This is a genomic window from Saccharothrix xinjiangensis (genome assembly GCF_039527585.1).
Taxonomy (GTDB): domain Bacteria; phylum Actinomycetota; class Actinomycetes; order Mycobacteriales; family Pseudonocardiaceae; genus Actinosynnema; species Actinosynnema xinjiangensis.
Genome location: NZ_BAAAKE010000002.1, coordinates 430,966 through 445,868, shown reverse-complemented (window position 1 = coordinate 445,868; position 14,903 = coordinate 430,966). Strand labels below are relative to the sequence as shown.

General features: G+C 72.6%; 16 protein-coding genes. 11 read left to right on the top strand and 5 right to left on the bottom strand.

Annotation, left to right across the window (positions count from 1 at the left end; all coding sequences use genetic code 11):
• Nucleotides 1-87 precede the first annotated feature (87 nt).
• The 3 genes from pyrH (at nucleotide 88) to ABD223_RS07375 (ending at nucleotide 2,334) form a co-directional block, all read left to right on the top strand.
• Nucleotides 88-798, top strand: coding sequence for a UMP kinase (gene pyrH / locus ABD223_RS07385; protein WP_344035384.1), 711 nt, complete (start codon nucleotides 88-90; stop codon nucleotides 796-798).
• Nucleotides 799-845: 47 nt separating this feature from the next.
• Nucleotides 846-1,403 carry a ribosome recycling factor gene (gene frr, locus ABD223_RS07380; protein WP_344035173.1) on the top strand — a complete coding sequence of 186 codons (558 nt, stop codon included), beginning with the start codon at nucleotides 846-848 and terminating at the stop codon, nucleotides 1,401-1,403.
• An 82-nt stretch (nucleotides 1,404-1,485) separates the two neighbouring features.
• Nucleotides 1,486-2,334 carry a phosphatidate cytidylyltransferase gene (locus tag ABD223_RS07375; protein ID WP_344035172.1) on the top strand — a complete coding sequence of 283 codons (849 nt, stop codon included), beginning with the start codon at nucleotides 1,486-1,488 and terminating at the stop codon, nucleotides 2,332-2,334.
• Here ABD223_RS07375 and ABD223_RS07370 read toward each other — a convergent pair.
• Together ABD223_RS07370 and ABD223_RS07365 are read right to left on the bottom strand one after the other, a co-directional pair.
• The gene (locus ABD223_RS07370; protein WP_344035171.1) at nucleotides 2,331-3,167 is read right to left on the bottom strand and encodes a VOC family protein; all 837 of its coding nucleotides are present in this window, start codon (nucleotides 3,165-3,167) and stop codon (nucleotides 2,331-2,333) included. The genes ABD223_RS07375 and ABD223_RS07370 overlap by 4 nt on opposite strands.
• Before the next feature lie 85 nt (nucleotides 3,168-3,252).
• On the bottom strand, nucleotides 3,253-4,074 hold the full coding sequence (locus tag ABD223_RS07365; RefSeq protein ID WP_344035170.1) for a VOC family protein: 822 nt from the start codon (nucleotides 4,072-4,074) through the stop codon (nucleotides 3,253-3,255).
• A gap of 55 nt (nucleotides 4,075-4,129) precedes the next feature.
• Here ABD223_RS07365 and ABD223_RS07360 point away from each other — a divergent pair, with 55 nt between their 5' ends.
• Together ABD223_RS07360 and ABD223_RS07355 are read left to right on the top strand one after the other, a co-directional pair.
• Nucleotides 4,130-4,876 (top strand): class I SAM-dependent methyltransferase, encoded by a 747-nt coding sequence (locus ABD223_RS07360; protein WP_344035169.1) that lies wholly within the window; start codon nucleotides 4,130-4,132, stop codon nucleotides 4,874-4,876.
• Between the two features lie 89 nt (nucleotides 4,877-4,965).
• Entirely contained in the window at nucleotides 4,966-5,949 is a 984-nt protein-coding gene (locus tag ABD223_RS07355; RefSeq protein ID WP_344035168.1) for an aldo/keto reductase, read from the top strand.
• Nucleotide 5,950: 1 nt separating this feature from the next.
• On the opposite strand, the gene ABD223_RS07350 is transcribed toward ABD223_RS07355, so the two are convergent.
• Nucleotides 5,951-6,580, bottom strand: coding sequence for a PadR family transcriptional regulator (locus tag ABD223_RS07350; RefSeq protein WP_344035167.1), 630 nt, complete (start codon nucleotides 6,578-6,580; stop codon nucleotides 5,951-5,953).
• A gap of 193 nt (nucleotides 6,581-6,773) precedes the next feature.
• Between ABD223_RS07350 and rlmN the strand changes: the two genes are divergently transcribed.
• Complete coding sequence (rlmN, locus tag ABD223_RS07345; protein WP_344035166.1) at nucleotides 6,774-7,880, top strand: dual-specificity RNA methyltransferase RlmN; 1,107 nt, start codon at nucleotides 6,774-6,776, stop codon at nucleotides 7,878-7,880.
• 472 nt (nucleotides 7,881-8,352) lie between these two features.
• On the opposite strand, the gene ABD223_RS07340 is transcribed toward rlmN, so the two are convergent.
• A complete protein-coding gene (locus tag ABD223_RS07340; RefSeq protein WP_344035165.1) occupies nucleotides 8,353-8,841 on the bottom strand; it encodes a beta-class carbonic anhydrase in 489 nt (162 codons plus the stop codon).
• 114 nt (nucleotides 8,842-8,955) lie between these two features.
• Between ABD223_RS07340 and ABD223_RS07335 the strand changes: the two genes are divergently transcribed.
• A complete protein-coding gene (locus ABD223_RS07335) occupies nucleotides 8,956-10,461 on the top strand; it encodes a serine/threonine-protein kinase (protein WP_344035164.1) in 1,506 nt (501 codons plus the stop codon).
• 6 nt (nucleotides 10,462-10,467) lie between these two features.
• On the opposite strand, the gene ABD223_RS07330 is transcribed toward ABD223_RS07335, so the two are convergent.
• On the bottom strand, nucleotides 10,468-10,725 hold the full coding sequence (locus ABD223_RS07330; protein WP_344035163.1) for a DUF2631 domain-containing protein: 258 nt from the start codon (nucleotides 10,723-10,725) through the stop codon (nucleotides 10,468-10,470).
• A gap of 207 nt (nucleotides 10,726-10,932) precedes the next feature.
• Between ABD223_RS07330 and ABD223_RS07325 the strand changes: the two genes are divergently transcribed.
• The 4 genes from ABD223_RS07325 to ABD223_RS07310 are packed head-to-tail and all read left to right on the top strand — an operon-like array spanning nucleotide 10,933 to nucleotide 14,880.
• On the top strand, nucleotides 10,933-12,090 hold the full coding sequence (locus ABD223_RS07325) for an ABC transporter ATP-binding protein (RefSeq protein ID WP_344035162.1): 1,158 nt from the start codon (nucleotides 10,933-10,935) through the stop codon (nucleotides 12,088-12,090).
• Nucleotides 12,087-13,235: a polyamine ABC transporter substrate-binding protein gene (locus ABD223_RS07320; protein WP_344035161.1), complete on the top strand. Its 1,149-nt coding sequence runs from the start codon at nucleotides 12,087-12,089 to the stop codon at nucleotides 13,233-13,235. The genes ABD223_RS07325 and ABD223_RS07320 overlap by 4 nt, the downstream gene beginning before the upstream one ends.
• Nucleotides 13,235-14,077 (top strand): ABC transporter permease, encoded by an 843-nt coding sequence (locus ABD223_RS07315; RefSeq protein ID WP_344035160.1) that lies wholly within the window; start codon nucleotides 13,235-13,237, stop codon nucleotides 14,075-14,077. The genes ABD223_RS07320 and ABD223_RS07315 overlap by 1 nt, the downstream gene beginning before the upstream one ends.
• Nucleotides 14,074-14,880, top strand: a complete 807-nt coding sequence (locus ABD223_RS07310) for an ABC transporter permease (RefSeq protein ID WP_344035159.1) — start codon at nucleotides 14,074-14,076, stop codon at nucleotides 14,878-14,880. Before ABD223_RS07315 ends, ABD223_RS07310 begins: the two co-directional genes overlap by 4 nt.
• Nucleotides 14,881-14,903 lie beyond the last annotated feature (23 nt).

The window sequence follows — 14,903 nt, the reverse complement described above, 5'->3', positions numbered from 1 at the left end:
GCCCTTGCCGTGTCCAGAGGAGGACCTGTGAGCGCAGAGGTAGACCACGACCGCGGTGAGGACCCGGCCTCCGGCTACCGCCGGGTGATGCTCAAGCTGGGCGGCGAGATGTTCGGCGGCGGCGGCGTCGGCGTCGACCCCGACGTCGTGCAGACCGTGTCCCGCCAGATCGCGGCGGTCGTCCGAACAGGGGCCCAGGTCGCCGTCGTCATCGGTGGCGGCAACTTCTTCCGGGGCGCCGAGCTCCAGCAGCGCGGCATGGACCGCAGCCGCGCCGACTACATGGGCATGCTGGGCACCGTCATGAACTGCCTCGCCCTCCAGGACTTCCTGGAGCGGGAGCACGGCATCGAGACGCGCGTGCAGACCGCGATCACCATGGGGCAGATCGCCGAGTCCTACATCCCCCGCCGCGCCATCCGGCACCTGGAGAAGGGCCGCGTGGTCATCTTCGGCGGCGGCGCGGGCATGCCTTACTTCTCCACCGACACGACCGCCGCGCAGCGCGCGCTGGAGATCGGTTGCGAGATCGTCCTGATGGCCAAGGCGGTGGACGGCATCTACACCGCGGACCCCAGGGTCGACCCCGACGCGCTGATGTTCGACAACATCACCCACCGCGAGGTGCTGGAGCGCGGCCTGAACGTGGCCGACGCGACCGCGTTCAGCCTGTGCATGGACAACAACATGCCGATCATGGTCTTCAACCTGCTCACCGAGGGGAACATCGCACGAGCCGTGCGTGGTGAGAAGATCGGGACGTTGGTGAGCACCCCCGGTGGTCGTCCGTCCTTCTAGACCTGCTGGGATTCGAGCCGAACAGCGCACACCCTAGGGAGTCAGCCGTGATCGACGAGACCCTCCTCGACGCAGAGGAGAAGATGGAAAAAGCGGTGTCCGTGGCCAAGGAGGACCTGGCCTCGGTGCGCACCGGCCGCGCCACTCCCTCGATGTTCTCCCGCATCGTCGTCGAGTACTACGGTTCACCCACGCCGCTGAACCAGCTGGCCAGCGTCGCGATCCCCGAGGCCCGCATGGCCGTCATCAAGCCCTACGACCAGAGCCAGCTCAACTCGGTCGAGAAGGCCATCCGCGACTCCGACATGGGCGTCAACCCGAGCAACGACGGCACGGTCATCCGCGTGGTGATCCCCCAGCTGTCCGAGGAGCGGCGCCGCGAGATGGTCAAGGTCGCCAAGGGCAAGGGCGAGGACGCCAAGGTCTCCATCCGCAACATCCGCCGCAAGGCCAAGGAAGAGCTGGACCGCCTGGTCAAGGACGGCGAGGTCGGCGAGGACGAGGGCACCCGCGCCGAGAAGGAGCTGGAGAACGTCACGCACCGGTACGTGGCGCAGGTCGAAGAGCTGGTCAAGCACAAGGAAGCCGAGCTGCTGGAGGTCTAGTGGCGGCGTCGGCTGCGTCCGGCCGGTTCCCCGGCCGCGCGCCTCGCTCGGCCGGTCGACGGTCGTGATGGGAGCACAACAGGTGTCAGGCGGTGAGCGGGGCGCGCCGGGCAGGAGCGCATCACGCGCCGGGCGCGACCTGCCCGCGGCCATCGCCGTGGGTGTCGGTCTCGGCGCGGTCATCCTCGTCGCGCTGCTGACGGTGCGCGAGCTGTTCATCGGCGTGGTCGCGGTCGCCGTCGCGGTGTCCACGTACGAGTTGACGGGCGCCCTCAAGCGCGGCGCGGGCATCCGGGTCGCCCTGGCGCCCGTGCTGATCGGCGGGCAGGCCGTGCTGTGGCTGGCCTGGCCGATGGGCCGCGACGGGGTGCTGAGCGCGTTCGTGGTCACCATGCTGGTCTGCCTCCTGTGGCGGCTGAAGGACGGCTCCGACGGCTACCTCAGGGACGTCACCGCGTCGGTCTTCACGGTGGCCTACGTGGCGGTGTTCGCCTCCTTCGCGGTCATGCTGGTCGTGCCGGAGGACGGGGTGTTCCGCGTCCTGGCGTTCCTGATCGGCGTCGTGCTGTCCGACACCGGCGGTTACGTGGCCGGCGTCCTCCTCGGCAAGCACCCCATGGCCCCCACCATCAGCCCCAAGAAGTCGTGGGAGGGCTTCGCGGGCTCGATGGTGGCGGGCATGGCGGGTGGCGTCCTCACCGTCGGCCACCTGCTGGGCGGCCAGTGGTGGCAGGGCGTGCTGTTCGGCGCCGCGATCGTGGTCACGGCCACGTCGGGCGACCTCGTCGAGTCGCTCATCAAGCGCGACCTCGGCATCAAGGACATGGGCACGCTGCTGCCCGGCCACGGCGGGCTGATGGACCGGATGGACTCGCTGCTGCCCTCGGCCGTCGTCTCCTGGCTGCTGCTGCACCTGTTCGTGCCCGCTTAGGCGCTCCGGCCCACCTCCAGGACCCGCTGGTGGGGGTCGACCAGCGAGAACCGCGCGCCGCACGGGTCGCGCAGGATCGCCGTGCGGCCGTGCGGCGAGTCGAACGGCGGCACCTCGACCGCGCCGCCCAGGGCGATCGCCAACTCGGTCGCCGCGTCCACGCCCGCGGCCGGGTCGACGGCGAAGTGGACCACCCAGCGCGACGGCCGCCTGCCGGCCGACCGCCTCCGGGCCGGCGCGGCGGCGATCGCCAGGCGGGCCGGCTCGCCGGCGCGGTGCTGCCCCTGGTCGGCGGCCGGCGCCGGGCCCCGCGCGCCGGGTTGCCGCTCCTGGCCGGGTTGCCGCTCCGCGTTGGCCTGCCGCTCCTGGCCGAACACGCCGCCGTAGAACCGGGTGGCCGCCGCCGTGTCGCCGGTGAGCAGCTCGACGCGGCTCAGCGCGCCGGTGCGGCCCGTGGCCAGGGACCGCTCGGCGGTGGGCTGCCAGAAGCCGACCGCCGCGCCGGAGGGGTCGGTCGCCAGCAGCGCGCGCCCCGCGCCGGGCAGGTCCACCGGGCCCGCGACGACCTGGCCGCCCAGCGCCGGGACCCGGTCGCGGACGGCGTCCACGTCCGGCGCGTGCAGGTAGAGCAGCCAGCCGGGCGGCACGCCCTCGGACGCCTCGTAGAGGCCCGCGACCCGCTCGCCGCCGTGCCGCGCGACCGCGTAGCCGTGGTTGAGCGGGTCGAGCGACACCTCGAAGGACCACCCGAGCAACCTGCCGTAGAACTCCCGGCTCGCGGCCGGGTCTTCCGCCGAGACCTCCACCCAGGCGGGTGTTCCGGGCACCGGCATGACGCACCTCCTCGCACAAGTGTTCGAACCAGTGCGGGACGGTACGCCGGGGGTACGACAAAAGGCTCAGGTCGCCGGGACCGGCTCAGTCGTCGAGGTCGTCGAGGTCGTCGATGCGGGCCGCGTAGTCGGCCTCGGTCACGGGGGCGGCGCGGGACGGGTCGATCACCGAGAACACCGCGCCGGAGTGGTCGGCGACCACGGTGATCCGGCCGAACGGCGTGTCGTACGGCTCCACGGTCACCCGTCCGCCCAGCTCCAGGACCCGGGTGGCGACCGAGTCGGCGCCGATCTCGGGCGCGGCGGTGAAGTAGACCATCCAGTGCGGCGGGGTCCCCGGCTCGAACGCGCGGCCCATCCGCTGCCTGCCGAGCACGGTGTTCCCGTTGACCGCCCACAGCGTGTAGTCGACAGCCTGCCCGTCACCGATCTGGGTGATCTCGAACCCGCACAGCTCCTGGAAGAACACGTCCGCCGCGTGCCCGTCACGGGTGTTCAGCTCCGCCCACGCGTACGCGCCGTGCCCGTTGGTGCCGAACACCCAGTCCGACGGCACGTGCCGGAAGCCGACGACCGCGCCGGTCGGGTCGGCCAGCACGGTGACGAGCTCGGACGGCTCGCCGAGCACCGACCCGCCCAGCGCGTGCGCCTTGTCCGCGGTCGCCCGCGCGTGCGGCGTGTTCAGGTACAGGGTCCAGGCGCTCGGCTGGGCCGCGGCGACCAGCTCGGCCACCGGCAGCCCGTCGACCACGGCGACCGTGCGGCCGTCGACGTCGGAGTAGTACCAGCCGAACAGCCCCGTGTAGAAGTCGGTGGTGGCTTGGAGGTCCGTGGTGGCCAGGTCCACCCAGCACGGCGCGCCGTGGTGCAATTCGGCCAAAGCGGGGGAATTCGGGACGATCGCCACCGTGTGCCTCCTGGTAGCCGACGATTCGATCACGCTACGGCTCTAGAGTCGTCCCGTGAAGGGATTCGTCCGCGCGGCCTTGGCCGCGGTGCGCCCGGCGGACGTGCTGCCGAGCCCCAACATCTGGCACTGGCCGGAGGTCTACGAGGTCGAGAACCGCGCGCAGGACGTGGGCGGCGCGATCTGGGGCGCGCTGCGCGAGGAGTGCGACTGGACCGGTCGGGACGTGGTCGACGTGGGGTGCGGCGACGGGTTCCACCTGCCGGTGTTCGCGGCCGACGCGCGCTCCGTGACCGGGGTGGAACCGCATCACCCGTTGGTGGCACGTGCGCGGGCCCGCGTGGCCGGGGTGCCGAACGCCGAGGTGGTCGCCGGCCCGGCCCAGCGGCTGCCGCTGCGCGACGCGAGCGCCGACCTCGTGCACGCCCGCACGGCGTACTTCTTCGGTCCCGGCTGCGAGCCCGGCCTCCGCGAGGCCGACCGCGTGCTGCGGCCCGGTGGCGCGCTGGCGGTGGTGGACCTCGACGGCCTGGCCGCGCCCTACGGGCCGTGGCTGCGCGCGGACGAGCCCCGCTACGACCCGGTCGAGGTGGAGCGGTTCTTCGCCGAGCAGGGGTTCTCGCTGCGGCGGGTGCGCGCGCTGTGGCGGTTCGAGCGGCGGTCGGACCTGGAGGCGGTGCTGCGCATCGAGTTCTCCGGCGCGGTGGCGGAGCGGGCCGTCGCGGAGACGCCCGGACTGGCGTTCGAGGTGGGCTACCGGGTCCACGTGCGCCGCAAGCCCGCCGGGCTCCTGCTGCCCTGAGCGACCGCGGCTGGTCCCGGGCGAACTGTGGCGTTGGCGACGCGGCCCTGGGCTGCGGTTCGTGGGAGCGCGCACATAGGATCGGTCCCGTGGAGCAGCGGAACGCGGGCAGGTTGGGTCGGCAGGTCGGCGTCGTCGGGCTGGGCTGCTGGCAGCTCGGCGCGGACTGGGGTCGCGTCGAGGAGTCCGACGCGCTCGCGGTGCTGCACGCCGCCGCGGACACCGGGGTGAACTTCTTCGACACCGCCGACGTCTACGGCGACGGCCGCAGCGAGGCCCTGGTCGGCAGGTTCCTGCGCGAGCGCGGCGACTCCGGCATCACGGTGGCCACCAAGATGGGCCGCCGGGTCGAGCAGGTGCCGGAGAACTACAGCCGCGAGAACTTCCTGGCCTGGAACGACCGGTCGCGCGCCAACCTCGGCGTGGACACCCTCGACCTGGTCCAGCTGCACTGCCCGCCGACGCCGGTGTACTCGACCGACGAGGTGTTCGACGCGCTCGACGAGCTGGTCGAGGCCAAGCGGGTCGCCGCCTACGGCGTGAGCGTGGAGACCGTCGAGGAGGCGCTGACCGCGATCGCCCGGCCGGGCGTCGCGAGCGTGCAGATCATCCTGAACGCGCTGCGGCTCAAGCCCCTGGAGCGGGTGCTGCCCGCGGCGGCGGAGGCGGGCGTGGCGGTCATCGCCCGCGTGCCGCTCGCGTCGGGCCTGCTGTCCGGCAAGTACACCGCGTCCACCACGTTCGGCGAGGACGACCACCGCAACTACAACCGCAACGGCGACGCGTTCGACGTCGGCGAGACGTTCTCCGGCGTGCCCTTCGAGGTCGGCCTCCGAGCGGTGGACCGGCTGCGCCCGCTCGTGCCCGGTGGCGCGACGGTGGCGCAGTTCGCGCTGCGGTGGGTCGTGGACCAGCCCGGCGTCACCGTGGTCATCCCGGGCGCCCGCAACGCCGACCAGGCGCGGGCCAACTCGGCGGCCGCGGACCTCGTCCCGCTGCCCGCGGAGGCGCGGGACGAGGTGCGCGCGGTCTACGACGAGCTGATCAGGCCGCTGGTCCATGACCGCTGGTAATTCACTCGTCCGTGTCGTCTTCCTCGACGTCCAGCTCGCCCAGGATCGCGTAGAGCTTGCGGCGGGCCTCGTTGAGGACCTCGACGGCACGGGTCTTCTGCTCACGCGTGCCCGCGTGGGCCATCTGCTGCATCGCCGAGCCGAGGTGGCGCGCCGCCGTGCGCAGCTTCGCGGCCTGCACGTCGACCTCGTCGTTGACCTGCTGCCACGGCGGCGCGCCCTCGTGCCTCGCCGCCTCGGCGCGACCCGACTCGGTCAGCGTGAACAGCTTCTTGCCGCCCGCCTCCTCGTCGACCGAGACCAGGCCCTCGTCGGCCAGCAGCTGGAGGGTCGGGTAGACCGAGCCGGGGCTCGGCCGCCACAGGCCGTCCGTGCGCCTGCCGATCTCCTGGATCATCTCGTAGCCGTGCATCGGCCGTTCGGCCAGCAGCGTCAGGACCGCCACGCGGACGTTGCCCTTGCGCTGCCTGCCGCGACCGCGGCCGTGCCCGAAGAAGCCGGGCGGCTCGGGCGGGACCGGCGGGCCGGGGAAGTGGCCGGGGCCGAAACCGCCGCCGAAGCGCGGGTCGCCCGGACCGCGGTCGCGGTGGTGCCGGTGCCCGTGGTGGAGGTGTTCGTAGGGAAAACGCATCGTTGACTCCAGTCGCCGATCGGTCTTGACGTATCTACGATATATCGGAACCTATCGCGATGCAACGCCGATCTGTTGTTGGCCCGGTCCGGTGCTGTGGACGGCCCGTGCCGGGAGGTCGGGCGGTCCGTGTCCGGGCACACGGGCGGTCAGGTTCGACGAGGTCGTCCGGCGTGGGAGACTGGGAGGTGCTATGACTGCCCTCCCCCTCGTCTTCGACGCGCCCAAGCGCGGCCTGCCGCCGCGCCACCTGGCCGACCTCCCCGCCGACCAGCGCCGGGAGGCGGTGGTCGCGCTCGGTGAGAAGCCGTTCCGCGCCCAGCAGCTGTCGAACCACTACTTCTCGCGGCTCACCGTCGACCCCGCCGAGATGACCGACATCCCGGCGGCGGCGCGGGAACGCCTGGTCGCCGACCTGATGCCGCCGCTGTGGACCGAGCTGCGCAGCGTCGAGGCCGACGGCGGGACCACGCGCAAGACGCTGCTGCGCGCCCACGACGGCACGCTGGTCGAGAGCGTGCTCATGCGCTACCCCGACCGCGCCACGCTGTGCATCTCCTCGCAGGCCGGCTGCGGCATGGCGTGCCCGTTCTGCGCCACGGGCCAGGGCGGCCTCACCCGCAACCTGTCCACCGCGGAGATCGTCGACCAGGTGCGCCGCGGCGCGGCGGCCATGCGCGACGGCGAGCTGCCGGGCGGGCCGGGGCGGCTGTCGAACATCGTGTTCATGGGCATGGGCGAGCCGCTGGCCAACTACAAGCGGGTGGTCGAGGCGGTCCGCCGCATCTGCGACCCGGCGCCGGAGGGCCTGGGCATCTCGCAGCGCTCGGTCACGGTGTCCACGGTGGGCCTGGTGCCCGCGATCCGGAAGCTGACCGAGGAGGACTTCCAGGTCAGGCTGGCGGTGTCGCTGCACACGCCGGACGACGAGCTGCGCGACACGCTGGTGCCGGTGAACACCCGGTGGAAGGTCGCCGAGGTGCTGGAGGCGGCGCGCGGCTACGCGGACCGGACCGGCCGCCGGGTGTCCATCGAGTACGCGCTGATCCGGGACGTCAACGACCAGGGGTGGCGCGCGGACCTGCTGGGCAAGGTGCTGCGCAGGCACCTGGGGCAGCTGGTGCACGTGAACGTGATCCCGCTGAACCCGACGCCGGGCTCGAAGTGGGACGCCTCGCCGAAGCCGGTGGAGCGCGAGTTCGTGCGGCGGGTCAAGGAGCAGGGCGTGGAGTGCACCGTGCGCGACACGCGCGGCCAGGAGATCGCCGCCGCCTGCGGTCAGCTCGCCGCGGAGGGCTGAGCCGGCGACAGCCTGTGAGGCTGGTTCTCCGTGGATCTCCGGGCACGCGCGGGAGGTGTTGCGCCAGTCCGGCATCGGCTACCTCGACCTCACGGGCAACGCCTACCTGAGGGTGGCACGGCCGGCCATCGCCATCCGGACTGACGGGGCTGCCAAGGACCCGCGTGCCGGCTCCCGGCGACGAGATGGAGGTCCAATGACGTCCACCCGACCGGCGGAGGTGGAGGCGACTTTCGCGAGTCCGCTCACCGATGACCGAGTGGGGAAGTGGCTGTCAAGGGACTCGACCTGCTTCGAGCGTTGTTCGGCGGTGCCGCCACCCTCGGGGTCGACACGGCTGTGCGGGCCATGACCGGCGTCCTGCCGGCTGAGCGCATCAAGGCGTTGGCACCCGCCTACGTGAAGCGTCTCGTGCGCGCGGAGGACCGGAGCCGAAAGGGCTGCTACTCGCCATTCCGGCGCGCGACGCCCCTCACACCACCTCGTTCAGCTTCCCCGTCGCCACGTCGAACACGAAGCCCCGGATCGAGTCCTTCACCGGCACGAACGGGCTGGTGCGGATCCGCTCGACCGACTGCCTCACGTCCTCGTCGAGGTCGCTGAACGCCTCGGCCGCCCACGGGGGCTTCACCCCGACCTCGTCCTGGATCGACCGCTTGAACCCGTCGTCGGTGAAGGTCAGCATCCCGCAGTCCGTGTGGTGGATCAGGATGACCTCCCGCGTGCCCAGCAGCCGCTGGCTGATCGCCAACGACCGGATCTCGTCCTCGGTCACCACGCCGCCCGCGTTGCGGATGACGTGCGCCTCGCCCTCGTTCAACCCCAGCACCCGGTAGACGTCGATGCGGGCGTCCATGCACGCCACGACGGCGACGCCCTTGGCGGGCGGGAGGGGCAGCGGGCCGGAGAACCGGGAGGCGTAAGCGGCGTTGTTGGCGAGCAGCTCGTCCGTCACGGACATGGCGTCGTCCTGTCTGCTGGGAGCAACGGAGCGTCACTGAGCCAACTGCCACATGCGCATGCGTGCAACAGGTGTTCAGGGAGTGGGACCGGGTGACCGGCTACCATCCAGCGGTTGGTCTACGAGGGGGGACTGGTGCAGTCGAAGCTGGTCGCGGGCCGTTACGCGACCGTTCGCGAGCTGGGGCGCGGCGGCATGGGCGTGGTCTGGCTGGCCGAGGACCGGGTGATCGGGCGGCGGGTCGCGCTCAAGGAGCTCCGGACCTCCTCGAACACCGACGTGGAGCGCGTCCTGCGCGAAGCGCGCACCGCCGGCCGGCTCAACAGCCCCGCCGTGGTCACCGTGCACGACGTGCTGTCCGAGCACGGCACCACCTACCTGGTGATGGAGCTGGTCGAGGCGCCGACCCTGGCCGACCTGATGCGCCGCGGCCCGCTGCCCGCCGAACGGGTCGCCGCGATCGGGCTGGCGGTCCTGGAGGCGCTGGAGACCGCCCACGCGGCGGGCGTGGTGCACCGGGACGTCAAGCCGAGCAACGTCATGGTGCTGCCCGACGGCCGGGTGAAGCTCGCCGACTTCGGCATCGCCCGCGCGCTGGACGACCCCGGCCTGACCGCGACCGGCGGCGTCATGGGCTCGCCCGGCTACATGGCGCCGGAGCTGTTCGCGGGCTCTCCGCCCTCGCCGGCCTCCGACCTCTGGGCGCTCGGCGCGACCCTGTTCCACGCCGCCGAGGGCCGTTCGCCGTTCCAGCGCGAGACGACCGCCGCCACGCTGCACGCCGTCATGTACGAGGAGCCGGTGCCCAACCGGTGCCGCGGCCCGCTCGCGGCCGCGGTCAAGGGGCTGCTGACCCAGTCGACCGCCGACCGGCTGACCGCCGCCGGGGCGCGCCGGCTGCTGGTCGCCGCCCGGGGGCCGCAGCGGTCCGCGACGCCGCAGCGGCCCGTCGAACCGGACACGGTGGTCATGGGGCCGGTCGTGGCGCGGCCGGCGACCGACACGCGGGTGAACCGGGCGCCGCACCCCAAGCGGGTCGTGGCGCTGGTGGGCGCGGGTGTCGCGGTGACCGCCGTCGCGGTGGGCGCGGCGTTCGCGCTGGCGCCGGGGCCCGAGGCGGGCCGCGCGTCCGCGGTCGTGGTGTCGAGCTCGTCCTCGGCGGTCACGACCACCGCGCCGTCGCCGGTCACCACCACGACCACCACGACGACGACCACCACGACGACCACGCAGGCCCCGCCGCCGCGGCAGACGACCGACCTGATCCGGTTCCGCAGCCCCGAGGGCTGGCACTACAGCGGTTCCACGCTGGTCGCCGTGCCCGGCGGCTACGCGCCGGAGGTCCAGCTGGGCAAGCTGGCCGCCGCGCCCGAGGCGGGCACCGTGCCGCTGTACTCGTGCCAGATCACCAACAGCCCGGACCGGATGACCTCGACGGACGCGAGCTGCGAGGGGCAGACCGTGTACGGGCTGCTCGGCCACGTGTTCGCCCAGCAACCCGCCGACGCGTCCGCGCTGCCGGTCTACCGCTGCAACGCGGGCGGGCACCACTTCGAATCGCTCGACCCCGTCTGCGAGGGTCACCCGACCGAGTTCCAGATCGGCTGGGTGCTCGTCTGAGGGCGGTCAGCGCCGCCAGGGGGTGCGGCCGCGGACTTCCAGCCAGATCAGGGCCAGGGCCATGGCCACGCCGATCCCGATGACCCAGACGTTCTCGACCCGGCCCTTGTGGTTGCCGATCAGCAGCGAGAACACCGCGAGGGTCGACAGCCAGCCCGCGATCTTGATGCCCTTGGGGAACGTGCCGTGCCAACCCCACGCGGCCGACGGCTCGTCGTGGGTGTCGACCGCCGGACGCCTGTCCAGCTCAGAGGACGAAGACACAGCCGCACGACCTTCCTGCCCGATCACGTTCGCTTGCGCGGCCATCGTCGCACACGACCGGCCCGGGTGAGACGTGAGGTGCGCGGCACCGCCGCGGCGTCTACCCTCGGCCCTCGCGCCCGTCCGCACCGCACCCCGCCCGTTCGACCCGACGCTCGGCGCTGCCCAAAAGGCAAGCCGGCGCCGAGAGCCAGGAAAGGCGACGAGTTGACCGAACAACCGGTCCACGGCTTCCACCCGGCCGAGGCGCGAATGCCCGACACGTTCGCGCCCGTCGAGGTCGGCCTCCACGGCGTCACCAAGCGCTTCGCCGACCAGACCGCCGTGGACGACGTCACGCTGCGGGTGCACGAGGGCGAGTTCTTCTCGGTGCTCGGGCCCTCCGGTTGCGGCAAGACGACGCTGCTGCGCATGATCGCGGGCTTCGAGCACCCGACGGCGGGCCGGATCGAGCTGGACGGCGTGGACATGGTGGGCGTGCCGCCCTACCGGCGGGACGTGAACACCGTGTTCCAGTCCTACGCCCTGTTCCCGCACATGTCGGTGTGGGACAACGTCGCCTACGGCGTCAAGCGCAAGGGCGTGCGCGGCGCGGAGCTGAAGAAGGTGGTCGATGGGCACCTGGAACTGGTTCGACTCCAGCAGTACGCCAAACGGCGGCCGGCGCAGCTGTCAGGCGGCCAGCAGCAGCGGGTCGCCATCGCCCGCGCGCTCGCCGCGGGACCCCGGCTCCTCCTGCTCGACGAGCCGCTGGGCGCGCTGGACGCGGTGCTCCGCAAGGAGCTCCAGATCGAGCTGATGCGCATCCAGCGCGAGGTCGGCACCACGTTCCTGTACGTGACGCACGACCAGGAGGAGGCGCTGGTGCTGTCCCACCGCATCGCGGTGATGAACGCCGGCCGCCTGGAGCAGGTCGGCTACCCGGAGGACGTCTACGAGCGGCCCGCGACCAGGTTCGTGGCCGGCTTCATCGGCACCTCCAACATCCTGGACGCGCGGGTGTCCGGTGTGGACGGGGACTGGGTGGTGCTGGAGGCGCCGGGCGTCACCGGCCTGCGCGCGCCCCTGGGCGACCGGACCGTCCGGCACGGGCAGCGGGTCGCGGCGACCGTGCGCCCGGAGAAGGTGCACCTGCACGACCTGGACGACGAGCCGCCGGGCGGCTGGTGCGTGCTCACCGGCACCGTGCGCGACGTCGTCTACACCGGCGTGTCCACGCAGTACGCGGTGGACGTGCCCGGCGGGACCGAGCTGGTCGCGTTCGCGCAGAACACCCGCCGCGTCGCCGACGCGGGCACGCCCGGACAACCCGTGCGCATGGCCTGGGAACCCGACTTCACCGTGCTGTTGGAGAACGCCGAATGACTGAGCAGAACCTCCGGATCGCCCGTTTGTGGGACACCGGCAACGCCCGGGTGACGCGGCGCGCGGTGCTGCGCTCCACCGCCTTCTTCGCGCTGGCCGCCACCGGCGCGTGCGGCGTCGGCAGCGCGCCGAGCACCACGAGCGCCCCGCCGGCGTCGAAGGTGAAGGCGACCAACGCGCGGGCCGAGCCCAGGCTGAACTTCTACAACTGGACCGACTACATCGCCGACGACACCCTCTCCGGCTTCACCGAGGCGTCGGGCGTCGAGGTCACCTACGACAACTTCAGCACCAACGACGAGATGGAGGCCAAGATCGCCTCCGGCGCGGCGGGCTACGACCTCGTCGTGCCCAGCGACAACTTCCTGCGCCGGTTCCTGCGCTCCGGGCTGCTCTCGCCGCTGGACCACGACCTGCTGCCGAACCTGGGCAACCTGGAGCGGCGGTTCACCGAGGCCGACTACGACCCGGGCAACCAGTACTCCGTGCCGTGGGCGTGGGGCACCACCGGCCTGGCCTACTCCGCCTCCCAGCTGGGCGAGGTCACCGGCTTCTCGGCCTACGACCTGGCCGCCGCGCAGGGCCGCGCCACCATCCTGGACGAGGCCCGCGACGGCCTGGCCGTCGGGCTGCTCATGCTCGGGCACGACCCCAACACCACGGACGAGGGGCAGCTGGCCGAGGCGGTGACCGCGCTGCTGGAGCTGAAGAAGAAGCTCGGCCAGATCACCTCGGACGTGATCGAGCCGCTGACCTCCGGCCAGGTGCCGCTGGCGCAGGCCTACTCCGGCGACGCGTTCCAGGCCCGCGACACCAACCCCGACGTCGCCTACGCCATCCCCACCGAGGGCGGCCTGTCCTACGTTGACCTGCTGTGCGTGCCCAAGGACGCGCCGCACGCCGAGAACGCGCACAGGTTCATCGACTACGTCCTGGAGCCCGAGGTCGGCGCGGCCCTGGCCAACGCCATCCGCTACGGCAGCCCCAACGAGGCCGCCAAGCCGTTCATCGAGCCCGAGCTGCTGGACGACCCGCTGGTGTACCCGTCGGCGGAGCAGCTGGCCAAGCTGCCGTTCACCAAGGACCTGGGCGCGGACGTGGAGGCCCGCTACGCCGACGCGTGGACCAGGGTCAAGACCGGCTGATGGCGCGTCCCCGCTGGCTCGTCGCCACCGGTCTGCTCGCGCCGACCGGGCTGTGGCTGGGCCTGTTCTTCCTCGCGCCGCTGGCGCTGGTGGTGCAGTTCAGCTTCGCCACCCGCGACACGGGCGTGGCGCGGGCGGTGCTGCCGTGGACCACCCAGGCCTACGCGACCGCGATGGACCCGGCGTTCCTGCCGATCTTCGGCCGCACGCTGGCCTACGCGTGCGCCACCACGGCGCTGTGCCTGCTGCTGGGCTTCCCGCTGGCGTGGTTCATCGCCCGGCACGGCGGCCGGTACCGGACGGCGCTGCTGGCGGCCGTGCTGGTGCCGTTCTGGTCGAGCTACCTGGCCCGGATCTACGCGTGGAAGGCGCTGCTGGACGGCGAGGGCCTGGTCAACACCCTGCTCGGGCACGTGGGCCTGGACCGCGAGGGCGGGTTCCTGCTCACCCACGGCGCGGTGGTGCTCGGCCTGACCTACGGGTTCCTGCCGTTCATGGTGCTGCCGCTGTACGTGGCGTGCGAGCGGTTCGACCACCGGCTGGTGGAGGCCTCGCACGACCTGGGGCACGGGCGCGCGTCGACGTTCCTCCGGGTGGTGCTGCCGGGGGTCGCGCCGGGCGTGCTGGCCGGGTCGCTGCTGGTCCTGGTGCCCTCGGCGGGGGACTTCGTGACGCCGCGGCTGCTCGGCGGCGTCGACCAGTCGACGTTCGGCAGCGTGATCGACGACCAGTTCCGGGGCGGCAACAACTGGCCGCTCGGCTCGGCGATGGCGGTGCTGCTGCTGGTGCTCGTGGCGCTGGTGCTGGTGCTGCGCGGCAAGCGCGGGGAGGACGTGCTGTGACCCGGAGGCCGTGGGTGCTCGGCGCGGTCGCCGCGCTGGTGTTCGCCTTCCTGTACGCGCCGATCGCCTGGCTGGCGGCGGTGTCGTTCAACGACTCGCGGTCGCTGAGCCGGATCACCGGCCTGTCCACCCGCTGGTACGCGCAGCTGTTCGGCGACGACCGGGTGCTCGACGCCCTGGGCCTGACCCTCAGGCTGGCCCTGACCAGCGCGGTCGTGTCCACCGCGATCGGCACGCTGGCCGCGTTCGGGCTGCGGCGGGCGTTCCCGGGCCGCGGCCCGTGGACGGTGCTGCTGAGCCTGCCGCTGGTGGTGCCCGAGGTGGTGCTGGGCGTGGCGGTGCTCGGGTTCTGCGTGAAGCTCGCGGGCATACCGCTGGGCTTCGGCGCGCTGCTGGCCGCGCACGTGGCGTTCTCGCTGAGCTTCGTGGTCGTGGTGGTGCGGTCGCGGGTGGCGGGCATGGACCCCCGGCTGGAGGAGGCCGCCGCGGACCTCGGCGCGAGCCCGCTGGAGGCGTTCCGCACGGTCACGCTGCCGCTGGTGGCCCCGGCGGTGGCGGCGGGCGCGGCGTTCGCGTTCCTGCTGTCGTTCGACGACGTGGTGACGTCGAGCTACCTGACCGGCGTGGGCTCGACCACGCTGCCGGTGTTCGTCTACGCGCAGGCGAGCAAGCGGGGCGTGTCGCCGGAGATCGTGGCGCTGTCGACGCTGCTGGTCGCGGTGACCGCGGTGCTGCTGGTGGCGGGCGTGCTGGTGACGGCCTGGCGGGCGCGCCGGGCGGGCGCGGCGTCAACTTTCGTCTAGTCCGCCGAATACCGATGTACGCC

Coding starts and splice junctions, on each gene's coding strand:
- pyrH (WP_344035384.1), top strand. CDS start 88: ATGCTCAAGCTGGGCGGCGAGATGTTCGGCGGCGGCGGCGTCGGCGTC.
- ABD223_RS07370 (WP_344035171.1), bottom strand. CDS start 3,167: ATGCCGGTGCCCGGAACACCCGCCTGGGTGGAGGTCTCGGCGGAAGAC.
- ABD223_RS07350 (WP_344035167.1), bottom strand. CDS start 6,580: ATGCGTTTTCCCTACGAACACCTCCACCACGGGCACCGGCACCACCGC.
- rlmN (WP_344035166.1), top strand. CDS start 6,774: ATGACTGCCCTCCCCCTCGTCTTCGACGCGCCCAAGCGCGGCCTGCCG.
- ABD223_RS07340 (WP_344035165.1), bottom strand. CDS start 8,841: ATGTCCGTGACGGACGAGCTGCTCGCCAACAACGCCGCTTACGCCTCC.
- ABD223_RS07320 (WP_344035161.1), top strand. CDS start 12,087: ATGACTGAGCAGAACCTCCGGATCGCCCGTTTGTGGGACACCGGCAAC.
- ABD223_RS07315 (WP_344035160.1), top strand. CDS start 13,235: ATGGCGCGTCCCCGCTGGCTCGTCGCCACCGGTCTGCTCGCGCCGACC.